Source organism: Allobosea sp. GW821-FHT03A12 (assembly GCF_058986765.1).
Genome location: NZ_JBYSVZ010000003.1, coordinates 279990 through 302867, shown reverse-complemented (window position 1 = coordinate 302867; position 22878 = coordinate 279990). Strand labels below are relative to the sequence as shown.

Here is a 22878-nt window from a genome sequence, read left to right as displayed (position 1 = left end):
CGCATCCTCACCTCAGCTTCGGGTTCAGCGCGTCGCGCAGCCAGTCGCCGAGCAGGTTGACCGAGAGCACGATCAGGCCGAGCTGGAGCGAGGGGAAAACGACGAGCCACCAGGAGCCGGAGAACAAATACTGGTTGCCGATGCGGATCAGCGTGCCGAGCGAGGGCTGGGTGATCGGCATGCCGACGCCGAGGAAGGAGAGCGTCGCTTCCGAGAGGATGGCGAGGCCGAGATTGAGCGTGGCCGCGACCATGACCGGGGTCAGCGTGTTCGGCAGGATGTGCCGGCGCATGATCCGCCCGGCCGGCACCTTGATGATGCGCGCCGCCAGCACATACTCCTTGCGCCGCTCGACCATGGTCGAGGCGCGCACGGTGCGGGCGTATTGCACCCAGCTGGTCAGCGAGATCGAGACGACCAGCACCGCCGCGGCGAAGGGATCGCGCAGGCCGGGCGGCAGCAATTCGCGGAAGATCGCCGAGACCAGGATCGCCATCAGCAGCGTCGGGATCGACAGCACGGTGTCGCCGAGCCGCATCAGGAGGTTGTCGATGCGCCCGCCATAGAAGCCGGCGGCAAGGCCGACCGAGACGCCGATCACCATCGAGACCAGCACGGCCGAGAAGCCGATGATCAGCGACACCCGCGTGCCGTAGAGGATGGCGGAGAGCACGTCGCGACCCTGCGGATCGGTGCCGAGCAGGAAGGGCCATTCGCCGTCCGCCGACCAGATCGGCGGGATCTCGGCCTTGTCAATGAAGACCTGGGCGAGGTCGTGCGGGTTCTGCGGCGCGATCAGCGGGCAGAACAGCGCGGTCAGGATCAGGATCGCCAGCACAAGCGTCGAGAGCCAGGCAGCCGGCGTGCGCCTAAAGCTCCAGCCGATGTCGCTGTCGAGGAAACGGCGCAGGCGGCCGGGCTTGGCGGCTTCAGCGGGCATTGGCGCCTCCCGAGAGCGCGTCCTCGCGCAGGCGCGGATCGACCCAGGCATAGGTCAGGTCGACCAGCGTATTGAGCGAGACGAAGATGAAGGAGACGACGATCAGATAGGCCGCCATCACCGGGATATCGACGAAGGTGACGGCCTGGACGAAGAGCATGCCCATGCCCGGCCACTGGAACACCGTCTCGGTGACCAGCGCGAAGGCGATGAGATTACCGATCTGCAGGCCGGTCACCGTGATCACCGGCATCAGGCAGTTGCGCAAAGCGTGGCGGAAATTCACGACGCGGGCCGGCAGGCCGCGCGCCCTGGCGAAGCGGATGAAGTCGGTCCGCATCGTCTCCAGCATTTCGGCGCGCACCAGCCGCATCACCAGCGTGATCTGGAAGAGCGAGAGCGTGATGCCGGGCAGGATCAGCGCCTTCCGGCCGGAGGGCGTCAGGAAACCGGTGCTCCACCAGCCCAGCTGAACCACCTCGCCGCGGCCGAAGGCCGGCAGCCATTGCAGGTTCACCGAGAAGACCAGGATGAACAGGATGCCGAGCGCGAAGCTCGGCAGGGAGACGCCGAGCACCGAGATGAATTGCAGCGCCTTGGCGAGCAGGCTGTCTCGTCGGATCGCAGTGTAGACGCCGAGCGGTATGCCGACCGCCAGCGACAGGAAGGTCGCGACCAGCACCAGCTCGAAGGTCGCCGGGAAGCGCTCGGCGATCAGGGTGAACACCTCCTGCTGGTTGCGGTAGGAGATGCCGAAATCGCCGCGCACGGCATTGCCGACGAAGGTCGCGAACTGCAGTACGAAGCCCTTGTCGAGCCCGAGCCTGGTGCGCAGTTCGTCGCGCTGCTGCTGGCTCGCCTGCTCGTTCAGCATCAGCTCGACGGGGTCACCGACGAAGCGGAAGGTCAGGAAGGCGAGGAACGCCACCGCCAGCATCACGCCAGCGGCATTGACGAAGCGCTTGAAAAGGAAGGCCGGCATGGTCTTGCGACTCCCTGCGCTAGGCGGATGCTTTTGTCATTTCGGGGCGCACCGGAGGCGTGAACCCGGAACCCACGACCGGGTGAGCGGCGCCTTCATGTCGTTTTGCGCGTACAGCCCAGTCGTGGGTTCCGGGTTCTTCGCTGCGCGAAGCCCCGGAATGACAACCTGTCACTTCATCATGGTCAGCCACAGGCGCGGCTTGTTGTCCGAAGCCTGCACGGTGGAGGCGACGGTGTTCCGCATCGCCCAAGCCATCGGCTGCTGGTGCAGCGGGATGAAGAGCTGCTCGGCCTTGGCGATCTTCAGCGCCTCTTTCATCAGCGCGATGCGCTTTGGCGTATCGAGCTCGACGCCGGCCTTGTCGACCAGCGCGTCGATGCGCGGATCGCCCCAATTGCCCCAGTTGAACACGCCGCCCGTGCCGCTCTTGGAGCGCAGCACCTGCACCAGCAGCGAATAGGCGTCGATCATCGGCTCGTTGGCCCAGCCGAAGGAGATCACGTCGAAATCGCCCTTGACCCGCTTCGGCGTCTGCTGACTGCGCGGCGCGAGGCTGAGATTGGGCTTCAACCCGGCGCGCGACCACATCGCCGCCACCGCCTGGCAGAACTCCTCCTCGTTGACCAGCGAGTCGCTCTGGCAATTCATCAGGAAGGAGAAGCCGTTGGGATAGCCGGCCTCGGCCAGCAGCTTCTTGGCGCCGGCAAGATCGAAGGGCAGGCGCTCGTCCTGCGAGGGTTCGTAGCCGGGGATGGCCGGGGCGACGAGCGCGCCGGTGTTGCGCGAGAGGCCGCGCATCGCCCGCTTCTGCACCGCGTCGATGTCGATGGCGCGGTAGAGCGCCTCGCGCACCTTGATGTCCTTGAGGGGGTTCTTGTCCTTGACGTCGCTCTCGACCAGCTTGTCGGTCAGGTTGAAGGCGAAGAAGACCGAGCGCAGTTCGTTGGTCTGCAGCACCTTGACCTCGGGCGAGGCCGAGAGGCGCGGCAGGTCCTGCAGCGGCGCGACATTGGTGTAGTCGATCTCGCCGGAGAGCATCGCCGCGACGCGGGTCGAGGACGAGGTGATCGGCGTGAACTCGATCACGTCGATATTGTGCTGCGGCTTGTCCCACCAGTCCGGGTTCTTGACGAAGACCGTCTTGGCGTCCGGGCGGCGGCTCTCGATCTTGAACGGGCCGGTGCCATTGGCGTTGTCGGTGGCGTAGCCCTTCACACCCTTGCCGGAGTCGGTAGGGAGCAGCGAGTTGTTCGCCTCCATCCATTCCTTGTCGAAGATGAAGATGTTGGTGAGGTCGTTGAGCAGCAGCGGATAGGGGCCGTTGACCTCGAGCTCGACGGTGTAGTCGTCGACCTTCTTCGAGCTCTTATAGGCCGGCAGATTGCCCTTGAGCGGCGAGGTGTCGTGGGTAACCCGCGCAAATGAAGCGATGACGTCGTCGGCCGTGAACGGATTGCCGTTGTGGAACTTGACGTTCCGGCGCAGCTTGAAGCGCCAGGTCGTCGGGTTCACCGTCTCCCAGGATTCCGCCAGCGCCGGCTCGATCTTGAGATCGCCGGTATAGCGCACCAGCCCTTCATAGACATGGTTGAGCACGGCGAGCGTGAAGGTCTCGCCATAGGAATAGGGGTCGAGCGAGGCGATCTCGCGCGACGCGCCCCATTTCAGCGTCTTCGCTTCGACCGCGCCGTTCAGCGCAAAGGCGGCGACGGCCGCCAGCAGCCAGGCCTTCTTCATCGAACTCTCCCCTTTTTCGTTGCTCGCCGCCGGCCCGCGCTGCGCACCGGGGAATGCCGTTTTGTTGCCGCCTCTGTGACCATCGTGGCGCTTTGCGCGCCATCTCGTGTGCGATATTTCAGCAAACTTGCATACGATACAAGAACCGTATTGTATGCGATTATTGAAGACAAGCGGAAACTGAGATGGCAGCGCGCCCCCTGGCATCAACCGCCCCGGACGGGTCCGGCCCCCTTCGCAGGAAGGCAGAGCCGCGCGCATCGGGCTCCCCTCGCGCCCAGGCCGTCTACAAGGCGCTGCGGCGCGCCATCATCGAGCAGGCGCTGAAGCCGGGCGTGAAGCTGCCGGAGGATACGATCGGCGAGCAGCTCGGCGTCAGCCGCACCTTGGTGCGTGAGGCCTTCGGGCGGCTCGCCGTTGAAGGCCTGGTCGAGCTCAAGCCCAATCGCGGCGCCAATGTCGCCTATCCGACGCTGGAAGAGGCCCGCGACGTCTTCGAGGTCCGCCGCGGGCTGGAGCGGCTCGTCGCCGAGAACCTCGCGGGACGGCTGACCGCAGCGCAGTCCGCCGAGCTCGAAGCGCATGTGCGGCTGGAGGAGAAGGCGCATGAGCAGGACGGGCCGGAATCGATCCGGCTCTCCGGCGAATTCCACATCAAGCTCGCGGAGATGACCGGCAATGCGCTGCTGCTGCGCTATGTCCAGGAGGCGTCGTCGCGCTGCTCGCTGATCCTCGCCATCTATGGCCGGCCGCACTCCTCCGAATGCGCCGTCTCCGAGCATCGCCAATTGATCGAGGCGCTGCGCGCCGGCGACGCGGTCCGCGCTGCCGCGCTGATGGACCACCACCTGCAATCGGTCGTCACCCGCGCCTTGTTGGCCCCGCGCGGCGAACGCGACATCCGCGATGTGCTCGCACCCTATGCCCTGAGTGAAGGATTGACCCCATCGTGACCCAGCCCCTGACGCAGGACCGGTCGGCCGCCGCCGAGATCGTCACCTTCGACTTCGCCGCGCTGACCCCGCGCGAGCGCTACAAGCTCTTGATCGGCGCCGTGGTGCCGCGCCCGATCGCGCTGGTGACGACGATCGACGGCAACGGCGTCGTCAATGCCGCGCCGTTCTCGTTCTTCAACTGCCTCTCGGCCGATCCGGCGATCCTGGCGCTCGGCGTCGAATACCGCCAGACCGGCGGGCAGAAGGACACCGGCCGCAATGTCCGCGAGACGCTGGCCTTCACCGTCAACATCGTCTCCGACGCGCTGCTCGACGGCATGAACGCCTGCGCCGTGCCGTTCGAGCCCGGCACGGACGAGCTCGCCGAGGCCGGTCTCACAGCCATGCCCGGCGTCAAGGTGCCCTGCCCCTGGATCGGCCAGGCGCCGGCCGCCTTCGAATGCCGCCACCACACCACGCTCGGCATCGGCAATTCGCGCGAGATCATCCTGGGCGAGGTCGTCTACGCGCATTTCCGCGCCGACACGATCGACCCGGTGAAGCACTATGTCGACCCGGTCGCGCTCGATGCGATCGGCCGCATGGGCGGGCACGGCTATGCCACGACGCGCGATTATTTCGACCTGCCGACCATGTCCGTCGCGGATTGGCGCGGCGATCGCTCCAAGGCGCGGCGCACCCGGCCCGGCAAGCGCTGAGCGAATGCATCACCCGCAACGGAGCGGTTGACCCGGACAGGATTTCCGCCAGCAATGCGGCCTCGCAAATCAGTCCGACGAGGCCCCCATGAACAAGCACGTCTCCGGCATCGATGCCGCCAAGCTCGATCGTTTGGCCGAGGTCGCGATCAAGGTCGGCCTCAACCTGCAGCCTGGACAGGACCTGTTCCTGACCGCGCCGGTCGCGGCGCTGCCGCTGGTCCGGCGCATCGCCGAGCACGCCTACAAGGCCGGCGCCGGCCTGGTCACGCCGATCCTCTCCGACGAGGCGCTGACGCTGGCGCGCTACCGCTTCGGCCAGGATGCCAGCTTCGACCGCGCCCCGTCCTGGCTCTATGAGGGCGTCGGCAAGGCCTTCGCCGCCAACACCGCGCGTCTCGCCATCGTCGGCGACAATCCGATGCTGCTCGCGGAGCAGGATCCGGCCAAGGTCGCGCGCGCCAACAAGGCGAATTCGATCGCCTACCAGCCGGCGCTGGAGAAGATCGCCAATTTCGACATCAACTGGAACATCGTCTCCTATCCCGGCGCAGCCTGGGCGAGTCAGGTCTTCCCTAGCGATGCCGAGGAGGTCGCGGTCGCTCGCCTGGCCGAGGCGATCTTCGCGGCCTCGCGCGTCGACCGCGACGATCCGATCGCCGCCTGGGCTGAGCATAACGCAGCGCTGGCGCAGCGGACCAAATGGCTGAACGGCCAGCGCTTCTCGGCGCTGCATTTCACCGGGCCGGGCACGAACCTCACCATCGGCCTCGCCGACGGGCATGAATGGGAAGGCGGCGCCTCGACCGCGAAGAACGGCATCACCTGCAACGCCAACATCCCGACCGAGGAGGTCTTCACCACCCCGCATGCCCGCCGCGTCGAGGGCCATGTCTCCTCGACCAAGCCGCTCTCCTATCAGGGGACGCTGATCGACAACATCCAGGTGCGCTTCGAGGAAGGCCGCATCGTCGAGGCCAAGGCGAGCCGGGGCGAAGAGGTGCTGAACAAGGTGCTCGACACCGACGAGGGCGCGCGCCGGCTCGGCGAGGTCGCGCTGGTGCCGCACTCCTCGCCGATCTCGCAGAGCGGCATCCTGTTCTACAACACGCTCTTCGACGAGAACGCCTCCTGCCACATCGCGCTCGGCCAGTGCTATTCGAAGTGCTTCATCGACGGCACCAAGCTGACGCCGGAGCAGATCGCGGCACAGGGCGGCAACAAGAGCCTGATCCATATCGACTGGATGATCGGCTCCGGAGAGGTCGACATCGACGGCATCAAGCCGGACGGCAGCCGCGTCGCGGTCTTCCGCAAGGGCGAGTGGGCTTGAAGGCCCGCAATAGTCGTCATTGCGAGCGCAGCGAAGCAATCCAGGAGGGCGTAGAGTTCTGCCGCCCCTGGATTGCTTCGTCGCTACGCTCCTCGCAATGACGGGGAGCGCAGCCTCGCCGCCCCCTTAGGCGATCCGCCCCAGTGCCTGCTCGATCGCGGCGAAAATCTCCTCGATTTCGGCAGGCGCGATCACCAATGGCGGCGACAGCACCAGCGTGTCGCCGGCATTGCGGATCAGCACGCCGGCGTCGAGGCAGAGCGTGTTCGCCTCCCCGCCCCTGACGCCATCGGCGCCGGGGCGCGGCGCGAGATCGATCGCGCAGAGCAGGCCGGCGGTGCGGATGTCGACGACATGGGGCGCGCCCTTCAGCCGGTGCGCCCGCTCCTCCCAGAGCGGCAGTACCTTGGCGAGGCCGCCAAGGATGTCCTGCTCGGCGAAGACGTCGAGCGTCGCGAGGCCGGCGGCGCAGGCGAGCGGATGGGCCGAATAGGTGTAGCCGTGGAAGAGCTCGATCGCCTCGGGCGGGCCGGCCATGAAGGCCTCGTAAACATGGCCGGCGACGAGGACGCCGCCCATCGGCACTGCGCCATTGGTCATGCCCTTGGCGCAGCTCATCAGGTCCGGCCTGACACCATAGGCCTGCGCTGCGAACGGCGCACCGAGCCGGCCGAAACCGGTGATGACCTCGTCGAAGATCAGCAGGATGCCGTGCTTGTCGCAGATCGTGCGCAGGCGTTCGAGATAGCCTTTCGGCGGCGGATAGACCCCGCCGGAACCGGTCACCGGCTCGACGATGACGGCGGCGACCGTCTGGGGATCATGGATCTGCAGCAGGGTTTCAAGGGCTTCGGCCGCGGCGAGCTCACCCTCCGGCCGGCCGCGCGAGAAGGCCATGGTCGTGCGGTCATAAGGCAGCGGCAGGTGCGCGACATCGGGCAGTAGCGGCCCGAAGGCGGCCTTGTGCCGGCCGATGCCGGAGACCGAGAGTCCGCCCCAGCCCATGCCATGATAGCCCTTGGCCCGGCCGATCAGCTTGGTGCGCCCGGCTTGGCCGCGGGCCTGATGATAGGCGCGCGCGATCTTCAGGGCGGTGTCGACCGCTTCCGAGCCGGAATTGACAAAGAAGACATGCTCGATGCCTTCGGGTGCGAAGTCGCAGAGCTGCGCGGCATAGGCCTGCGCATCGGGATGGCTCATCTTGAACGAGGAGACGAAGTCGAGCCGGCCGGCGGCAGCGCGGATCGCCTCGGTGATCTTCTCCTGGCCATGCCCGGCATTGACGCACCAGAGCCCGGCCATGCCGTCGAGCACGCGCCGTCCGTCCGGGGTGACGTAGTGCATGCCCTCGGCCCGCTCGAACAGCAGCGGCGCCTGCCGGAAGGCGCGCATCGGCGTGAACGGCATCCAGAACGCATCGGGAGCGTTGTCGCGGCGGCTTTCGGCGGCAAAGGCAGGCGCGGTCATCGGCAGGTCCTCGCTATGGATCACCGTATGATGTCTTTCTTAAACTCAAAAGACAATAGCGAGAAATCCAGACCGCATCAGTCCAGCCCATCCGGACGGCGCAGCTGCATGGCGCGCTGGAGATGGCTGCGCATCAGCGCGCTGGCGAGCTGGAGATCGCCGGCCTCGATCGTCGCCAGCATCTGCAAGTGCTCGCGGCTGTTCACCACGACGCGCTCATAGCCATAGGTCCAGTCATAGTTGGAAAGCCGCCGCATCTGGTTCTGCCGGCGGATGGCGGAATGGATGAAGCGGTTGCCCGAGGCCGCCGCCAGCCCCTCATGGAAGTCGGCGTTCATCTCGTAGAAGCCGATCGCCGAGCTCTCCTTCCAGGGTTGCGACAGGGTCTGCTCGTGCCGGCCCCGCATCTCGTCGATCCAGCCTTGGTCTAGCGCGAATCCGGGCTCAAGGAAGACCATCGGCTCGATCAGCAGCCGGAAGCGGTAGCGCTCGTCATGGGCCGACTGGTCGCGCGGCTCGTGCAGGAAACGCCAGCCATAGCCGCGCTTGCGCTCGACCATGTCGAGATCGGCGAGCCGCGCCATCAGGCGCTGGACCTCGGGCCGGCCGAGCTCGTAGCGCCGCATCAGTTCGAGCTCGGAGATCTCGTCGGGCAGGCGCCCGCCATGCCGGTCCTGCGCCACCCTGACCATGGCGAACTCGGTCGCATCGGTGCTCGCGCCGGGATCGGCACCGGCCTCCGGTGCGCTGAGCAGCTCGACACCCCTGTTCGGATGCCGCCGCACCAGCCCCTGCCGGGCAAGATGGTCGATCGCCGCGCGCACCGGCGTGCGCGAGACGTTGAGGCGGCGCGCTGCGCTGTTCTCGTTGAGCCAGGCGCCGGCTTCGAGCCCGTCCTCCCGGACCATGCGGAGGATCCGCTCGGCGATCTCCTGCTGCAATCGTGTGGGCGTCGTCATTGAAAGGCTCTTGATTGTCTTAGTTTGAAATGAAATACATTATAGCCAGACACAGTACCAGCGCGAACCCGCGGAGATCCGGCCATGGTCGAGCCCTTTCCCTTCGTCGATGTCTCCGGCACGCCCTATGAGCGCGGCCGCCAGCATGGTGCGGCGGTGCCCAAGCGCGTCAAGCGTTCGATCGAACTCTATGGCGGACAGCTCGGCGAGCTCGGCTACGACGCCGCCGCCAAGTCGCGCCTGATCGGCGAGTTCGCCCGCGAGATCGAGGCCTTCGGCAAGCACTATGTCGAGGAGATGCGTGGCATCGCCGACGGCGCCGGGGTCGCGCTCGAAGACGTCATCATGATCAATGCCCGCACCGAGGTGATCGCCAAGGCGAAGCTGGAGAAGAGCAAGCCGGTCGAAGCGGAGGAAGATCTCGACGACGGCTGCACCGGCGCGATCATCCTGCCCGAGCGCAGCGCCTCGGGCCAATTGATCCACGGCCAGAACTGGGACTGGAAGGCCGAATGCGCGGAGACCGCTATCGTGCTGCGCGTGCGCCGCGATGACGGCCCGGATTTCCTCACCTTCGTCGAGGCCGGCGGCCTTGCCCGCTGCGGCATGAACGCGGCCGGCATCTCGATCACCGCCAACTATCTCGAAAGCGAGCGCGACTTCACGCAGACCGGCGTGCCGCTCGCCCTGATCCGCCGCAAGGTCTTGGAGCAGGAGCATTTCGCCTTCGCGATCAAGGCCGTGGCGACGACGCCGAAGGCCTGCTCGAACAACATGATGCTTTCGACCGTCGCCGGCTTCGGCATCGACTTCGAGTGCGCCCCCGACGCCGCCTTTCCGCTCTATCCCGAGGACGGGCTGATCGTGCACGCCAACCATTGGGTCGGCCAGGTCGCGCTGACCAAGATCACCGATACCGGCACGCCGCGCGTGCCCGAGAGCTTCTATCGCGACTGGCGGGTCAGGAAGCTGCTCAACGAGGCCGGCCGCAAGCTCACCGTCGACGACCTCAAGCAGGCCTTCTTCGACGATTTCCTGACGCCGCATTCGGTCTGTCGACCGCCTCGCCTCAACGACACCGGCAATCTCTCGGCCACCGTCTCGATGGTGATCATGCAGCCGGCCAAGGGAACGATGGAGGTCGCGCCGCTTCCGGCCCTCAACCGCATCTTCACCCGCTACAGCCTCACCGATGAACCCATGACGCTGGCGCAAGCCGCCGAATAAGGCGGCACCGACAGCGTCCAAGCCAAGACCAAAAGACAAGGGGAACCCGCCGATGCACAGCCGACGCCGCCTTTCCCTCGCCCTCGCCGGATTGGGCCTTGCGACCGCCGCCGCATGGCCGGCCGCGGCCGCGACGCTGCGGGTGCACCTCAACGCCGACATCCGCAGCATCAATCCCGGCGTCAACCGCGACGACAATACCGACGCCGTAATGCTGCATGTCGTCGAGGGCCTCGTCGCCTATGGCGAGGACTCCGAGGTCAAGCCGCTGCTGGCCGAGAAGGTCGCGGTCTCGCCCGACGGGCTGAGCTACACATTCACCCTGCGCAAGGGCATCAAGTTCCATAACGGCGCCGATCTCACCTCGGCCGACGTGGTCTGGAGCTGGAACCGCTATATAGATCCTAAGACCGACTGGCGCTGCCTGTCGGAATTCGACGGCCGCGGCCGCGCCAAGGTCGAGGCTGTCACGGCGCCCGATCCGGCAACCGTCGTCTTCAAGCTCGACCAGCCGAGCTCGCTCTTCCTCGCCAACATCGCCCGCACCGACTGCGCGATGACCGCGATCCTGCACAAGGACTCCGTCAAGGCCGACGGCTCCTTCGACAAACCGATCGGCACCGGTCCCTACAAATTCGCCGAATGGAAGCGCGGCGAATTCATCCGCCTCAGCCGCAACGAGGCCTATGCCAGCCTGCCGGGCGCTCCGGACGGCTATACCGGCGGCAAGCGCCCGCTCGTCGACGAAGTCCGCTTCATGGTCATCCCGGACGGTGCCACCGCCAAGGCGGCACTTCTGCGCGGCGACATCGACATCGTCCCGGATGTCGCCAATGCCGAGGTCAAGGAACTCAAGCAGGACAAACGCGTCGAGCTGTCGATCACGCAGAACATGGGCCTGGTCGGCATCCTCCTGCAGACCCGCGATCCGCTGCTCGGCAACGTCAAGCTGCGCCAGGCGATCGCGGCGGCGATCGATACCGAGGAATTGGTCGCGCAGGTCACCGATGGGCTCGGCAAGCGCAACAACTCGATCGTACCGGCGAAGTCGTCCTATTACGGGCCGGCGCAAGCCAAGGGCTACAATCACGATCTCGCCGCGGCCAAGAAGCTGCTGCAGGAGGCCGGTTACAAGGGCGAGCCCTTGGTGATGCTGGCGAACAAGCGTTACCCGCAGAGCTTCGACGCCGCCGTCGTTTCGCAGCAGATGCTGCAGGCCGCCGGCATCAACGTCCAGATCGAGGTGCTGGAATGGGCGACCCAGCTCGACCGCTACAGCAAGGGCAATTACCAGCTCCAGGCCTTCCCCTATTCGGCCAGGCTCGACCCCTCTCTCTCCTTCGAATCCGTGACCGGCCCGAAGGCGACGCAGCCGCGCAAGGTCTGGGACAACCCGAACGCACAGGCGCTGCTCGACAAGTCGATGGTCGTCTCGGACAAGGCCGAACGCCAGAAGCTGTTCGACGAACTGCACCAGCGCTTCATCGCCGATGTGCCGATGGTGATGCTCTATAACGGCATCGACGCCGGCGCCTTCGGCAAGAAGATCAAGGGCTACAACTCCTCGATCCTGTCGAAGCCGCGGCTCTGGGAAGTGACGGTCGCGGACTAGGCCTCCCCGGAAACCTCGATCAGGTCCTTGATGATGTGATGGGCGGTGAGTGCGGCCAGCCGCTCGCCATCCCCGGCGCGGATCGCTGCGACCATGGCGTGGTGGTCGGCATCGCTGGCGAGCAGGGCCTGATGCGAGGCCCAGACCGTGACCGCCGAACCACGCGAGCGGTCGCGCAGGCTCCAGATCGTCTCCGCCAGCACCGGATTGCCGCAATGATCATAGATCAGGCTATGGAAGGCGCGATTGATCTCGCTCTGCTGCGGACGCGTCCCGCTCCGCACCGCCTCGCTGAATTCATGGGCGAGCGTATCGAGCCTGGCGATCACGTCATCGTCGATTTTGCCGATCACGAGGCGGGACGCGGCGCTCTCCAGGATGATGCGGGTGTCGCGGATCGCGCGATAGGTGGCGATATCAATCTCGGCGACCCGATAGCCGCGATTGGGCACATGCTCGATCGTCTTGCGCACGGCGAGCTCGTCGAGCGCCGCGCGGACATCGAAGCGAGTCGCCTGGAACGCCTCTTCGAGGTCGATCTGCCGCAGCCATTCACCCGGCCGATAGGCACGGCCATGGATCGCCCGAGCGATCTCATTGGCAAGTTCGCCCTTGGCGCGTTGGGTCTTGGGACGGGTGGCCATCACGGGTCTCTAGAGCATTTCGACAACGCTTGTGAACTGGCTCACCCGCGTCGCGCGCAGCCGGCACAACATCTGTCGAATCCGGCTTGCGGGGCCGATCGTATCATGCAACAAAATTGGCGCCAATCTTATAACCAATCAGGAAACGCCGCATGACCGTTCCCACCGCAAAGCCCGCCAAGCAGGACGATGCGGCGGCGATCGCCCGCGCGCTCTACGACCTCGGCCCGACGCCGGTGATCGCCTGCAAGGCCGATCCGCGCTTCAGCTATTGCCTCTATGTGCCGAAGAGCCTCGGCAAGGGCGGCCAGGCACCCGAACTCGTCGTCACCATGCACGGCACCGGTCGCGGCTTCACCGGCTATCGCGACGCCTTCGAGGCCTTCGGCCGCTGGAACAACTGCATCATCCTCGCCCCGCTCTTTCCGATCGGCGTGATGGGCGACGGCAATCGCAACGGCTTCAAGTACATGCGCGAGGGTGAGGTCCGTTACGACCACATCCTGCTCGCCATGGTCGAGGAGGTCGCCCAGCATTACGGCCTGCGCTTCGACCGCTTCGCTTTGTTCGGCTATTCCGGCGGCGGCCACTTCACCCACCGCTTCCTGATGCTGCAACCGAACAAGCTCTGGGCCGCCTCGATCGGCGCGCCGGGCTCGGTGACGCTGCTCGACCCGACGCGCGACTGGTGGGTCGGCACCCGCAACATGGCCGAACTCTTCGGCACCGCTCCCGACATCGAAGCGATGCGCAAGGTCGCGGTCCAGATGATCGTCGGCGCCGCCGATCTCGAGACCTGGGAGATCACTCACCAACCCGGCAATGCCAGCTGGATGCCGGACGCCAACCGTGCCGGCACCAACCGCCCGGAGCGGCTCGACACCTTGCGCCGCAATTTCGAGGAGCACGGCATCAGCGTCCGCTTCGATCTGGTTCCGAACATGCCGCATGACGGGCTGAAGGCGGTCTCGCGGGTCGAGGACTTCTTCGCCGACGTGCTCGCCGAGCGCCGATCCGGCGCGGCGAAGGCGGCCTGAGGCCGCCTGGGCCGCGAACAGCGAGGGGAACGACCATGAACCGCCGGCTCATCTCCGCCTTCGCTCTCCTTGCTCTCGCGAGTCCCGCTGCGGCGCAGACGATCAATGTCGCGCTCAATGCCGACATCCGCTCGACCAATCCGGGCGTCAACCGCGACGACAACACTGACGCCGTCGTGCTGCACATGGTCGAGGGGCTGGTCGGCTATCGCGAGAACGGCGCCGTCGCGCCGCTGCTGGCGGAAAAGGTCACGACCTCGGCCGATGGGCTGACCTACACCTTCACCCTGCGCAAGGGCGTCAAGTTCCACAACGGCGCCGAGCTCACCTCGGCCGACGTCCTCTGGAACTGGACCCGCTACATGGATCCGAAGACCGACTGGCGCTGCCGGTCGGAATTCGATGGCCGCATCGGCATGAAGGTGACGGGCGTCACCGCGCCCGATCCCGCGACCGTCGTGATGACGCTGGAGAAGCCAACCGCGCTCTTCCTCGACACCATGGCGCGCACCGATTGCGCCATGGTCGCCATCGTCCACAAGGACTCGCTGAAGCCCGACGGCTCCTTCGACAGGCCGATCGGCACCGGCCCGTTCATGCTCGGTGACTGGCGCCGCGGCGAATTCGTGTCGCTGAAGCGCTTCGACGCTTACGTCTCGCCGGCCGGCGACAAGCGCGACGGCTATGTCGGCCGCAAGAATGCGCTGGTGCCGGAGGTCAAGTTCCTCGCCATCGCCGATGGCGCGACCGTCAAGGCCGGGCTGCTCTCGGGCGCGCTGCATGTCGCGGATATCCCGGATTCCGACCTGCCGGAGATGCAGAAGAGCAAGAGCGTTCAGGTCGTGACCGCACCGAGCGCGACCAAGCATGCCCTGCTCCTGCAAAGCCGCGATCCGCTGCTATCGGATGTCCGGATGCGCCAGGCGATCGCGGCGGCGCTCGATCTCGACGAACTCGTCGCCCAGGCCTCGAACGAGCTCGGCAAGGTCAACAACTCTGCCGTCCACATGGCCTCGCCCTATTACAGCGAGGTCCAGCGCCAGCGTTACAGCAACGATCCGGCACGGGTGAAGAAGCTGCTGGCGGAGGCCGGTTACAAGGGCCAGACGATCAAGCTCATCGCCAACAAGCGCGCGACCGTGCCGAGCTTCCCGGTCGCGGTGGTGGCGCAGGCGATGCTGCAGGCCGCCGGCATCACCAGCGAGATCGAAGTGCTGGAATGGGCGACGCAGCTCGACCGCTACAGCAAGGGCAACTACCAGATGATGTCCTTCAGCTATTCCGCCCGCATCGATCCGGCCCAGAGCTACAATCAGTTCAGCGGCCCCAAGGACACCTACCCGTCCAAGGCCTGGGACAGCCGCCGCGCCGACGAATTGATCGAGAAGGCGACGATCACCGCCGATGAGGGCGAGCGCCAGAAGCTGTTCGACGAGTTGCACAAGCTGATGCTCGCCGATGCGCCGCTGATCTTCCTCTACAACCAGGTCGACACCGCCGTCGTGTCGAAGCGCCTGCAGGGCTTCGCGCCCTGGGTCGCCTCGAAGCCGCGGCTCTGGGAGGTCGGCCTCGCCAATTGAACCGTCGCAGACGCGGCGGCCTGATGATCACAACGACAACTCAAAAAACGACAGGGGACCGAGATGAAGTATCTGTTTGCGCCGGCCGCCGCCCTCCTCGCCACCGCCGCCTTTGCAGCGCCAGCCATGGCGCAGTCGATCACGGTGGCGGTCGCCGCCGACATCCGCAGCAACAATCCCGGCGTCAACCGCGACGACAACACCGACGACTTTGCGCTGCAACTGGTCGAGGGCCTCGTCGGCTACAATGAAGGCGGCGTCGCGACGCCCTTGCTCGCCGAGAAGGTCGACCTCTCCGCCGACGGCAAGACCTACACCTTCACGCTGCGCCAGGGCGTCAAGTTCCACAACGGCGCCGAGCTCTCTTCGGCCGACGTGCTGTGGAGCTGGAACCGCTACATGGATCCGAAGACCGACTGGCGCTGCACCTCGGAATTCGACGGCCGCTCCGGCCTCAAGGTCGAGTCCGTGACGGCGCCGGACGCCCGCACCGTGGTGATGCAGATCGACAAGCCGAACGCGCTCTTCTTGGACACGCTCGCCCGCACCGACTGCGCGATGACCGCGATCCTGCACAAGGATTCGGTCAAGGCCGATGGCAGCTGGGACAAGCCGATCGGCACCGGCCCCTACAAGTTCGGCGAATGGAAGCGCGGCGAATATTTCACCATGACCGCCTTCGAGGGCTACAAGTCGCCCAAGGAAGGCGGCAAGGCCGACGGCTATGTCGGCTCCAAACGCCCGCTGCTCAAGGACGTCAAGTTCCTCGTCGTCAGGGATCCGGCAACGGTGAAGGCCGGCCTGATCTCCGGCGCGCTCGACATGGCCGAGATCCTGCCGAGCGACGCGGCCGAACTGAAGAAGAACCCGAAGCTTTCGGTCGCGGCCGAGCCCAATGCCGTCAGGCACGTCTTCCTGATCCAGACCAAGGACGCGGTGATGGGCAACCAGAAGCTGCGCCAGGCGATCGCAGCCTCGCTCGACATGGATGAGATCGTCGCCTCCTTCTACAACGACCTCGGCAGGCCCAACACCTCGCCGATCTATTCCGGCTCGAGCTATTTCAGCGAGGTTGAGAAGAAGGGCCATGTGTTCGACGCGGCCCGCGCCAAGACCCTGCTCAAGGAAGCCGGCTACAAGGGCGAGAAGATCGTGATCCTCGCCAACAAGCGCCCGACCGTGCCGAGCTTCCCGGCCGCGGTGGTGGCCCAGCAGATGCTGCAGTCCGTCGGCGTCAACGCCGAGATCGAGGTGCTCGACTGGGCGACCCAGCTCGACCGCTTCAACAAGGGCAACTACCAGATGCAGTCCTTCTCCTTCTCGGCCCGCTTCGATCCCGCCATCGCCTTCGAGCAGTTCTCGGGGCCGAAGGACAAGCAGCCGCGCAAGACCTGGGACAATCCGGAGGCGCAGAAGCAGATCGACAAGCTCTACGTAACCTCCGACCGGGCCGAGCGCCAGAAGCTCGTCGACGAACTGCACAAGCGTGTCATCGACGAAGTCCCGATGATCTTCGCCTTCAACGGCCTCGACATCATCGCCCATGCCAAGCGCGTCCAGGGCTTCAAGCCGTGGCAGTCGAAGCTGCGCATGTGGGAAGTGACGCTGGCGAACTGACGCCACCTGCCATCGCGCACCGGGGAGGAAACCGATGCTGCGCTTCGCGCTGACGCGCATCCTGATGTCCGTGCCGACGCTGCTGATCGTGTCGGTCTCGGTGTTCGCGCTGATCCGGCTGATCCCGGGCGATCCGGCCTCGCTGATGCTGGGGGATCTCGCGACCCCAGCCTCGATCGCCGACCTGCAGGCCAGACTCGGCCTCGACCAGAGCCTGCCGGTCCAGTTCGGCATCTGGTTCGGCAACCTGCTCAAGGGCGATCTCGGCCAGTCGATCAACTCGCAGCAGGCGGTGCTGCCGCTGATCCTGCAGCGTTTCTGGATTTCCGCCCAGATCGTGCTGGTCGCGGTCGCGCTCGCAAGCCTCGTCGCCGTGCCAGCCGGCGTGCTCGCCGCCTGGAAGCAGGACACCTCGCTTGACCTCGGCCTCGTCGTCGTCGCGACCCTGCTGCTGTCGATCCCGACCTTCTGGCTCGGCCTGCTGCTGCTGCTGTTCTTCGGGCTCAAGCTCGAATGGCTGCCGGTGGTCGGTTACACCTCGATCGCCGAAAATCCTATGGCCGGCATCCTCTATCTGATCATGCCGATCATGACGCTGTTCCTGCACGAAATCGGCGTGATCCTGCGTATGGCGCGCGCCTCGACGCTGGAAGTGCTCCGGCTCGACTACATCACCCATGCCCGCGCCAAGGGCCTGACCGAGAGCGCCGTGCTCTGGAACCACGCCTTCAAGAACGCCTTCGGCCCGACCTGGACGCTGATCGGCCTCGTGCTCGGCAACCTGCTCGGCGGCATCGCGGTGGTCGAAACGGTCTTCACCATCCCCGGCCTCGGCCGCCTTCTGGTCGATTCGATCTTCGCTCGCGACTATCCCGTCATCCAGGGCTGCATGCTCTTCGTCGCCTTCACCTATGTGCTGGTCAATCTCGTGATTGACCTCTGCTATCCGATCTTCGATCCGAGGGTGACGGCGCAATGAGGCTTCCCGCTCCCAACGCTTTGGTCGGCGGCACGCTGATCGGCTTCCTCGCCATCGTCGCAAGCGTCAGCTCCGTCTGGACCCCCTACGACCCCTTGCGGCTCTCCTTTCGCGCCAAGCTCGCCGCGCCCTCCGCCATGCACTGGCTCGGCACCGACGAGTTCGGCCGCGACGTGCTCTCGCGATTGATGGCGGGCGCCGCCACGTCGGTCTGGATCAGCCTGCTGACGGTCGCGCTCGCCGTGTCGCTCGGCACCGTGATCGGCCTGTTCTCCGGCTATGTCCGCGGCTGGGTCGACCGCACCATCATGGCTTTCAACGACGCGCTGCTCGCCTTCCCCGGCATCCTGCTGGCACTCGGCCTGCTCGCCGTGGTCGGCGCCAACAAATACGGCATCATCCTGGCGCTCGGCATCGCCTATGCGCCCTCGGTCGCCCGCATCGTGCGCGGCACCGTGCTGTCGCTGCGCGAGCGCGAATTCATCTCGGCCTCGCGGGTGATGGGCAACTCCGAGGGCTTCACCATGGCCCGTCACATCCTGCCGAACTGCATCGCGCCGCTGACCGTGCTGGCGACCTCGATGTTCGGCTGGGTGCTGCTGGCGGAGAGCTCGCTCTCCTTCCTCGGCCTCGGCGTGCCGCCGCCGGCCCCGACCTGGGGCAACATGCTGGCGGGCTCCCGGCCCTATATCGGCCAGGCCGTCTGGCTCGGCGTCTTCCCGGGCCTGTGCATCTCGCTGACTCTGCTCGGCATCAACCTGCTCGGCGACGCCCTGCGCGACAAGCTCGACCCGCGGATGAGGGGTGCGCGATGACCTCTGCCAAGCCTTTGCTGGAGGTCGATGGCCTCACCCTGCGGATCGGCGCGAGCGGCCGCACCGTGGTCAACAATGTCAGCTTCAGCGTCTCGCCCGGCGAGATCGTCGGCATCGTCGGCGAATCCGGCTCGGGCAAGACGCTCGCCGCCCGCGCCGTGATGGGTTTCATCCCGCCAGCAGTACGGCTGATCTCCGGCTCGATCCGCTTCGACGGCGAGGAGGTCACGACCATGGCCCAAAAGCGCCTGCGGGCGATCCGCGGCGCCAAGGTCGGCATGGTCTTCCAGGAGCCGATGACCTCGCTCAACCCGTCCATGCTGATCGGGCGCCAGCTCGAGGAAGGCCTGGCGCTGCATCGCAAGCTCGACGCCGCCGGCCGGCGCGAGCTGATCCTCGACATGCTCCGCCGCGTCGGCATCCGCGATCCCGAAGGCGCCTTCAACGCCTATCCGCACCAGTATTCCGGCGGCATGCGCCAGCGCATCATGCTGGCATCGGTGATGCTGCTGAAGCCGGCGCTGCTCCTGGCCGACGAGCCGACCACCGCGCTCGACGCCGTCGTCCAGCGCGACGTCATGGAGCTGATGGTCGACCTGACCAAGGAGAACGGCACCGCGGTGCTGCTGATCTCGCACGATCTCGGCATGGTCGCGCGCTATTGCAGCCGCATCGTCGTGATGTGCCAGGGCGATGTCGTCGAGCACGGCAACAGCGAAGACATCCTAGCCCGGCCGCAGCATCCCTATACCCGCAAGCTGCTCGCCGCGATGCCGCATCGCGAGCCGGCGCGCGACCTGCCCGAGGTAGCGACGCCGCTGGTTTCGGTCGACGGTCTCGTCGTCGACTATGGCGGCCGCCAGGGCTTCTTCCGCAAGGAGCAGCCCAAGCGGGCGCTGCACGGCATCAGCCTTGAGGTGAAGCCCGGCGAGGTCGTCTCGGTCGTCGGCGGCTCGGGCTCGGGCAAGACCACGCTCGGCCACGCCATCGCCGGGCTGATCAAGCCGAGCGAGGGCGCGATCCTGTTCAACGGCAAGCCGATCGACAGGAGCGAGACGGCCTACTGGGATTATCGACTGAACTGCCAGATGGTCTTCCAGGATCCCTACTCCTCGCTCGACCCGCGCATGACGATCGGCGAGCTCGTCGGTGAGCCCTTGCGGCTGGTCAAGGGCATGAGCACCGCGCAGAAGAAGGTCCGGCTCGCCGAGGTGTTAAGCGAGGTCGGGCTTGGCGACGGCTTTGCCGAGCGCTATCCGCACGAGCTCTCCGGCGGCCAGCGCCAGCGTGTCGCCATCGCCCGCGCCATCATCCGCCGGCCGAGCTTCGTCATCGCCGACGAGCCGGTCTCAGCGCTTGATGTCACCGTGCGCGCGCAGGTGCTGGAGCTCTTCGCCGAGCTGCAGCGCAAGCACGGCTTCTCCTGCCTGTTCATCAGCCATGACCTCGGCGTGGTCGAGCAGGTCTCCGACCGCGTCATCGTCATGCATGAGGGCCGCATCGTGGAGGAAGGCACCCGAGACCAGATCTTCGACGCCCCCCAGCATGATTATACCCGCAAGCTGCTCTCAGCCGTGCCCGGGTTGGAGAGCACGCAAGATGGCGGCGTCCGCCTGTTCTGGCGGCTCGCTGAGCCGGCGTGATGACAGCCGTCATGCTCGCCCTTGTGGCGAGCATCCACGTCTTGAACACCGCCCTGCCCGAGGGAAGACGTGGATGGTCGGGACAAGCCCGACCATGACGGAAAGTGCAATGCGAACTGAAGAGCCCTCGCCATGAAGAACGGAATGATCGTCGCCCCGCAGCCGGAGGCCGTCGAAGCCGGCGCGGCCGTGATGGAGCGTGGCGGCAATGCGATCGATGCGGCGATTGCCTGCGCCTTCATGCAAGGGGTGGTAGATCCGCTGATGTCGGGCATCGGCGGCTTCGGCTCGATGCAGCTCTACATGCCCGGCAAGGGCGTGCACGAGATCGTCGAGTTCTATGCCCGCGCCTCCTATGCGGCAAAGCCGGACATGTGGCTCGACAAGCTGCGCGGCCAGTCGCGCGACGGCTTCGCCTTCCTGCTCGAAGGCGGCATCAACGAGTTCGGACATCTCGCCGTCTGCACGCCCGGCAGCGTCAAGGGCTATGACCATGTGCTGTCGCGCTTCGGCACGATGGACTGGGCGGATGTCATGGCCCCGGCGATCAAGCAGGCACGCGAGGGCGTGCTGGTGCGCCCGCACATGCACTGGTTCTGGACGCAGGATCAGAGCGGCTCCGGCCAGGTCAACACCTCGGACAAGCTGCGCTACAGCGAGACAGGCAAACGCCTCTATTTCCGCCCGGATGGCAGCGCGAAGCGCCCCGGCGACGTCATCGTCAACACCGACATGGCGAATTCCCTAGAACGCCTCGCCAAGGGCGGCGCCGACCTGTTCTACCATGGCGAGCTCGCCGAGGAGATCGCCGCCGACTTCGCGGCGCATGGCGGGCTGATCTCGCGCGAGGATCTCGCCCGCTACGAGCTTTCCGTCGCCGAGCCGATCTGGGGTTCCTATCGCGGCCATCGCATCTCGACCTCGCCGCCGCCGGCGAGCGGCATGTCGATGCTGCAGATCCTCAACATGCTGGAGGCCTTCGACATCGGCTCGCTCACGCATGGCGGCGCCGAGCATGTCCGCCTGCTGGCGGAAGCGATGAAGCGCATGACCATCGACAAGGATCAGTTCATGGGCGACCCAGCCTATGTCGACGTGCCGGTCGAGCGCCTGATCTCGAAGGAGCATGCGGCAAGCCAAGCCGAGAGCATCCGCCGCGGCGAGCGCGCCGATGTGAAGCGCCTGGAGCGCTCCTCTCAGCGCGAGACCACCCATGTCACCGTGGTCGATCGGCACGGCAATGCGGTCGCGCTGACCCATACGCTCGGCAGCCCGTCCGGCGCGATCACCGAGGGCCTCGGCTTCATCTACAACGGCACGATGAGCCGCTTCGACCCGCGCCCCGGCCGCGCCGGCTCGATCGCGCCCGGCAAGCGCCGCTCATCCTCGGCCGCGCCGACCATCGTCTTCAAGGGCGACAAGCCCTTCATCGTCATGGGCGCACCGGGCGGCAGCTATATCGCCCCGGCGATGGCGCAGGGCATCATGAACGTCATCGATTTCGAGATGTCGATGCTGGAGTCTGTGGCGGCGCCGCGTGTCATGGGCGTCTCGAACTCGATCGACATCAGCAATCGCATCCGCCGCAGCGTCGAGGCGCAGCTCAAGGCCGAGGGCTACGACGTCAAGCGCTCGGCCCAGAGCTATCCCTTCGCCGCGCTCCACGGCGTCAAGATCGAGGACGGGCTCGCGACCGGCGGCGCCGACCCGCAGCGCGACGGCATGGCGATCTCAGTGCCGGCGTAGAGTCTCCCGTCTTTCCGGGGCAAGCCGAAGGCTTGAGCCCGGAACCCATGAACATGACCTTTCGCGTCATGGTCGGGCTTGTCCCGACCATCCACGTCTGCGTTCGAGCAAAACGGGGTTGAAGACGTGGATGCTCGCCACAAGGGCGAGCATGACGAGTTGGAGCGGCGTCGTGTTCATGGGTTCCGGGCTCGCCGCTGCGCGGCGCCCCGGAATGACGGCTCCGCTCAAACCGGCGCGATCTGCAGCGGGTCGACCGAGATCGCCCGCTTCAGCGTGCGCAGGCCGAAGGTCGTGCGCGACTGCCGCATCCCCGGCAGACGGTAGATCTTCTCGCGCAGGAAGCGCTCATAGTGCTCGGTGCCGCTGACCACGGCCTTGACCAGATAGTCGTAGTCACCGGTGACGAGATGGGCCTCGACCACCTCGGGAATCCGCGTCAGCGCCTCGCCGAAACGGTCGAGCAGCTTGTCGTCATGCTTGTCGAGCGTGATCTCGATGAAGACGACATTGTCGAGCCCTAGGGCGCGGTGGTTCAGCACCGCGACGTATTTCTCGATCGCGCCGCTCTCCTCCAGCCGCTTCACCCGCGTCCAGCACGGCGAGGGCGAGAGCCCGACCTTCTCGGCCAGCGCATTGATCGTCAGCCTGCCATCCTCGTTCAGAGCCGAGAGGATGCGCCGGTCGATCGCATCGAGCTCTTCACCGCGCCGCGCCTTGATCGCCATCAGGTGAATTTTCCGCTTAGTATCGGGATTGCAGAAAGATCATCCGAGCGAAGGCAAATCACAAGGCCATTTCGGCAAGAAATCGATGTACGACCATCCTAACATACCCGAATAACGACAGCGCCTCGGCGGGCGCACCTGCAAACGCGCCTTGCGGCCAGCATCGCAAGGCGAA

19 protein-coding genes are annotated in these 22878 nt (G+C 66.1%); 12 read left to right on the top strand and 7 right to left on the bottom strand.

Going from position 1 to position 22878, the window contains the following annotated elements; genetic code table 11:
• Positions 1–7 precede the first annotated feature (7 nt).
• From AC3WLC_RS09185 to AC3WLC_RS09175, 3 genes are all read right to left on the bottom strand, one after another.
• Positions 8–940: an ABC transporter permease gene (locus tag AC3WLC_RS09185; RefSeq protein ID WP_493683620.1), complete on the bottom strand. Its 933-nt coding sequence runs from the start codon at positions 938–940 to the stop codon at positions 8–10.
• Positions 930–1922 carry an ABC transporter permease gene (locus tag AC3WLC_RS09180; RefSeq protein ID WP_493683619.1) on the bottom strand — a complete coding sequence of 331 codons (993 nt, stop codon included), beginning with the start codon at positions 1920–1922 and terminating at the stop codon, positions 930–932. Before AC3WLC_RS09180 ends, AC3WLC_RS09185 begins: the two co-directional genes overlap by 11 nt.
• A gap of 171 nt (positions 1923–2093) precedes the next feature.
• A complete protein-coding gene (locus tag AC3WLC_RS09175) occupies positions 2094–3662 on the bottom strand; it encodes an ABC transporter substrate-binding protein (RefSeq protein WP_493683618.1) in 1569 nt (522 codons plus the stop codon).
• A 185-nt stretch (positions 3663–3847) separates the two neighbouring features.
• Here AC3WLC_RS09175 and AC3WLC_RS09170 point away from each other — a divergent pair, with 185 nt between their 5' ends.
• The 3 genes from AC3WLC_RS09170 to AC3WLC_RS09160 all read left to right on the top strand — a co-directional run bounded on the left by AC3WLC_RS09170 (position 3848) and on the right by AC3WLC_RS09160 (position 6649).
• Complete coding sequence (locus AC3WLC_RS09170; protein ID WP_493683617.1) at positions 3848–4615, top strand: GntR family transcriptional regulator; 768 nt, start codon at positions 3848–3850, stop codon at positions 4613–4615.
• Complete coding sequence (locus tag AC3WLC_RS09165) at positions 4612–5316, top strand: flavin reductase family protein (protein WP_493683616.1); 705 nt, start codon at positions 4612–4614, stop codon at positions 5314–5316. Before AC3WLC_RS09170 ends, AC3WLC_RS09165 begins: the two co-directional genes overlap by 4 nt.
• A gap of 88 nt (positions 5317–5404) precedes the next feature.
• The gene (locus AC3WLC_RS09160) at positions 5405–6649 is read left to right on the top strand and encodes an aminopeptidase (RefSeq protein WP_493683615.1); all 1245 of its coding nucleotides are present in this window, start codon (positions 5405–5407) and stop codon (positions 6647–6649) included.
• Positions 6650–6775: 126 nt separating this feature from the next.
• Here AC3WLC_RS09160 and aptA read toward each other — a convergent pair whose 3' ends face one another.
• Positions 6776–8116 carry an omega-aminotransferase AptA gene (gene aptA, locus AC3WLC_RS09155; protein WP_493683614.1) on the bottom strand — a complete coding sequence of 447 codons (1341 nt, stop codon included), beginning with the start codon at positions 8114–8116 and terminating at the stop codon, positions 6776–6778.
• Between the two features lie 77 nt (positions 8117–8193).
• The gene (locus AC3WLC_RS09150) at positions 8194–9075 is read right to left on the bottom strand and encodes a GntR family transcriptional regulator (RefSeq protein WP_493683613.1); all 882 of its coding nucleotides are present in this window, start codon (positions 9073–9075) and stop codon (positions 8194–8196) included.
• A gap of 84 nt (positions 9076–9159) precedes the next feature.
• Between AC3WLC_RS09150 and AC3WLC_RS09145 the strand changes: the two genes are divergently transcribed.
• Complete coding sequence (locus AC3WLC_RS09145; RefSeq protein WP_493683612.1) at positions 9160–10302, top strand: C45 family autoproteolytic acyltransferase/hydrolase; 1143 nt, start codon at positions 9160–9162, stop codon at positions 10300–10302.
• Between the two features lie 52 nt (positions 10303–10354).
• The gene (locus AC3WLC_RS09140; protein WP_493683611.1) at positions 10355–11914 is read left to right on the top strand and encodes an ABC transporter substrate-binding protein; all 1560 of its coding nucleotides are present in this window, start codon (positions 10355–10357) and stop codon (positions 11912–11914) included.
• On the opposite strand, the gene AC3WLC_RS09135 is transcribed toward AC3WLC_RS09140, so the two are convergent.
• Complete coding sequence (locus tag AC3WLC_RS09135; protein ID WP_493683610.1) at positions 11911–12558, bottom strand: GntR family transcriptional regulator; 648 nt, start codon at positions 12556–12558, stop codon at positions 11911–11913. The two genes, AC3WLC_RS09140 and AC3WLC_RS09135, sit on opposite strands and share 4 nt — an antisense overlap.
• A gap of 152 nt (positions 12559–12710) precedes the next feature.
• Here AC3WLC_RS09135 and AC3WLC_RS09130 point away from each other — a divergent pair, with 152 nt between their 5' ends.
• The 7 genes from AC3WLC_RS09130 to ggt all read left to right on the top strand — a co-directional run bounded on the left by AC3WLC_RS09130 (position 12711) and on the right by ggt (position 21975).
• Positions 12711–13595 carry an alpha/beta hydrolase family protein gene (locus AC3WLC_RS09130; RefSeq protein WP_493683609.1) on the top strand — a complete coding sequence of 295 codons (885 nt, stop codon included), beginning with the start codon at positions 12711–12713 and terminating at the stop codon, positions 13593–13595.
• A gap of 35 nt (positions 13596–13630) precedes the next feature.
• Positions 13631–15175 (top strand): ABC transporter substrate-binding protein, encoded by a 1545-nt coding sequence (locus AC3WLC_RS09125; protein WP_493683608.1) that lies wholly within the window; start codon positions 13631–13633, stop codon positions 15173–15175.
• Between the two features lie 63 nt (positions 15176–15238).
• Positions 15239–16792: an ABC transporter substrate-binding protein gene (locus AC3WLC_RS09120; RefSeq protein WP_493683607.1), complete on the top strand. Its 1554-nt coding sequence runs from the start codon at positions 15239–15241 to the stop codon at positions 16790–16792.
• A 34-nt stretch (positions 16793–16826) separates the two neighbouring features.
• Positions 16827–17771: an ABC transporter permease gene (locus AC3WLC_RS09115; RefSeq protein ID WP_493683606.1), complete on the top strand. Its 945-nt coding sequence runs from the start codon at positions 16827–16829 to the stop codon at positions 17769–17771.
• Positions 17768–18586 (top strand): ABC transporter permease, encoded by an 819-nt coding sequence (locus AC3WLC_RS09110; RefSeq protein WP_493683605.1) that lies wholly within the window; start codon positions 17768–17770, stop codon positions 18584–18586. Before AC3WLC_RS09115 ends, AC3WLC_RS09110 begins: the two co-directional genes overlap by 4 nt.
• Positions 18583–20229, top strand: a complete 1647-nt coding sequence (locus tag AC3WLC_RS09105; protein ID WP_493683604.1) for an ABC transporter ATP-binding protein — start codon at positions 18583–18585, stop codon at positions 20227–20229. The genes AC3WLC_RS09110 and AC3WLC_RS09105 overlap by 4 nt, the downstream gene beginning before the upstream one ends.
• Before the next feature lie 132 nt (positions 20230–20361).
• The gene (ggt, locus tag AC3WLC_RS09100; RefSeq protein WP_493683603.1) at positions 20362–21975 is read left to right on the top strand and encodes a gamma-glutamyltransferase; all 1614 of its coding nucleotides are present in this window, start codon (positions 20362–20364) and stop codon (positions 21973–21975) included.
• Between the two features lie 227 nt (positions 21976–22202).
• Here the strand turns inward: ggt and AC3WLC_RS09095 are convergent, their stop codons facing one another.
• Complete coding sequence (locus tag AC3WLC_RS09095) at positions 22203–22703, bottom strand: Lrp/AsnC family transcriptional regulator (RefSeq protein ID WP_493683602.1); 501 nt, start codon at positions 22701–22703, stop codon at positions 22203–22205.
• Positions 22704–22878 lie beyond the last annotated feature (175 nt).

What these genes read in the sequence shown, in the direction of transcription:
- AC3WLC_RS09185 (WP_493683620.1), bottom strand. Translation starts at nt 940, where the DNA reads ATGCCCGCTGAAGCCGCCAAGCCCGGCCGCCTGCGCCGTTTCCTCGAC.
- AC3WLC_RS09180 (WP_493683619.1), bottom strand. Translation starts at nt 1,922, where the DNA reads ATGCCGGCCTTCCTTTTCAAGCGCTTCGTCAATGCCGCTGGCGTGATG.
- AC3WLC_RS09175 (WP_493683618.1), bottom strand. Translation starts at nt 3,662, where the DNA reads ATGAAGAAGGCCTGGCTGCTGGCGGCCGTCGCCGCCTTTGCGCTGAAC.
- AC3WLC_RS09170 (WP_493683617.1), top strand. Translation starts at nt 3,848, where the DNA reads ATGGCAGCGCGCCCCCTGGCATCAACCGCCCCGGACGGGTCCGGCCCC.
- AC3WLC_RS09160 (WP_493683615.1), top strand. Translation starts at nt 5,405, where the DNA reads ATGAACAAGCACGTCTCCGGCATCGATGCCGCCAAGCTCGATCGTTTG.
- aptA (WP_493683614.1), bottom strand. Translation starts at nt 8,116, where the DNA reads ATGACCGCGCCTGCCTTTGCCGCCGAAAGCCGCCGCGACAACGCTCCC.
- AC3WLC_RS09150 (WP_493683613.1), bottom strand. Translation starts at nt 9,075, where the DNA reads ATGACGACGCCCACACGATTGCAGCAGGAGATCGCCGAGCGGATCCTC.
- AC3WLC_RS09145 (WP_493683612.1), top strand. Translation starts at nt 9,160, where the DNA reads ATGGTCGAGCCCTTTCCCTTCGTCGATGTCTCCGGCACGCCCTATGAG.
- AC3WLC_RS09140 (WP_493683611.1), top strand. Translation starts at nt 10,355, where the DNA reads ATGCACAGCCGACGCCGCCTTTCCCTCGCCCTCGCCGGATTGGGCCTT.
- AC3WLC_RS09135 (WP_493683610.1), bottom strand. Translation starts at nt 12,558, where the DNA reads ATGGCCACCCGTCCCAAGACCCAACGCGCCAAGGGCGAACTTGCCAAT.
- AC3WLC_RS09130 (WP_493683609.1), top strand. Translation starts at nt 12,711, where the DNA reads ATGACCGTTCCCACCGCAAAGCCCGCCAAGCAGGACGATGCGGCGGCG.
- AC3WLC_RS09125 (WP_493683608.1), top strand. Translation starts at nt 13,631, where the DNA reads ATGAACCGCCGGCTCATCTCCGCCTTCGCTCTCCTTGCTCTCGCGAGT.
- AC3WLC_RS09120 (WP_493683607.1), top strand. Translation starts at nt 15,239, where the DNA reads ATGAAGTATCTGTTTGCGCCGGCCGCCGCCCTCCTCGCCACCGCCGCC.
- AC3WLC_RS09115 (WP_493683606.1), top strand. Translation starts at nt 16,827, where the DNA reads ATGCTGCGCTTCGCGCTGACGCGCATCCTGATGTCCGTGCCGACGCTG.
- AC3WLC_RS09110 (WP_493683605.1), top strand. Translation starts at nt 17,768, where the DNA reads ATGAGGCTTCCCGCTCCCAACGCTTTGGTCGGCGGCACGCTGATCGGC.
- AC3WLC_RS09105 (WP_493683604.1), top strand. Translation starts at nt 18,583, where the DNA reads ATGACCTCTGCCAAGCCTTTGCTGGAGGTCGATGGCCTCACCCTGCGG.
- ggt (WP_493683603.1), top strand. Translation starts at nt 20,362, where the DNA reads ATGAAGAACGGAATGATCGTCGCCCCGCAGCCGGAGGCCGTCGAAGCC.
- AC3WLC_RS09095 (WP_493683602.1), bottom strand. Translation starts at nt 22,703, where the DNA reads ATGGCGATCAAGGCGCGGCGCGGTGAAGAGCTCGATGCGATCGACCGG.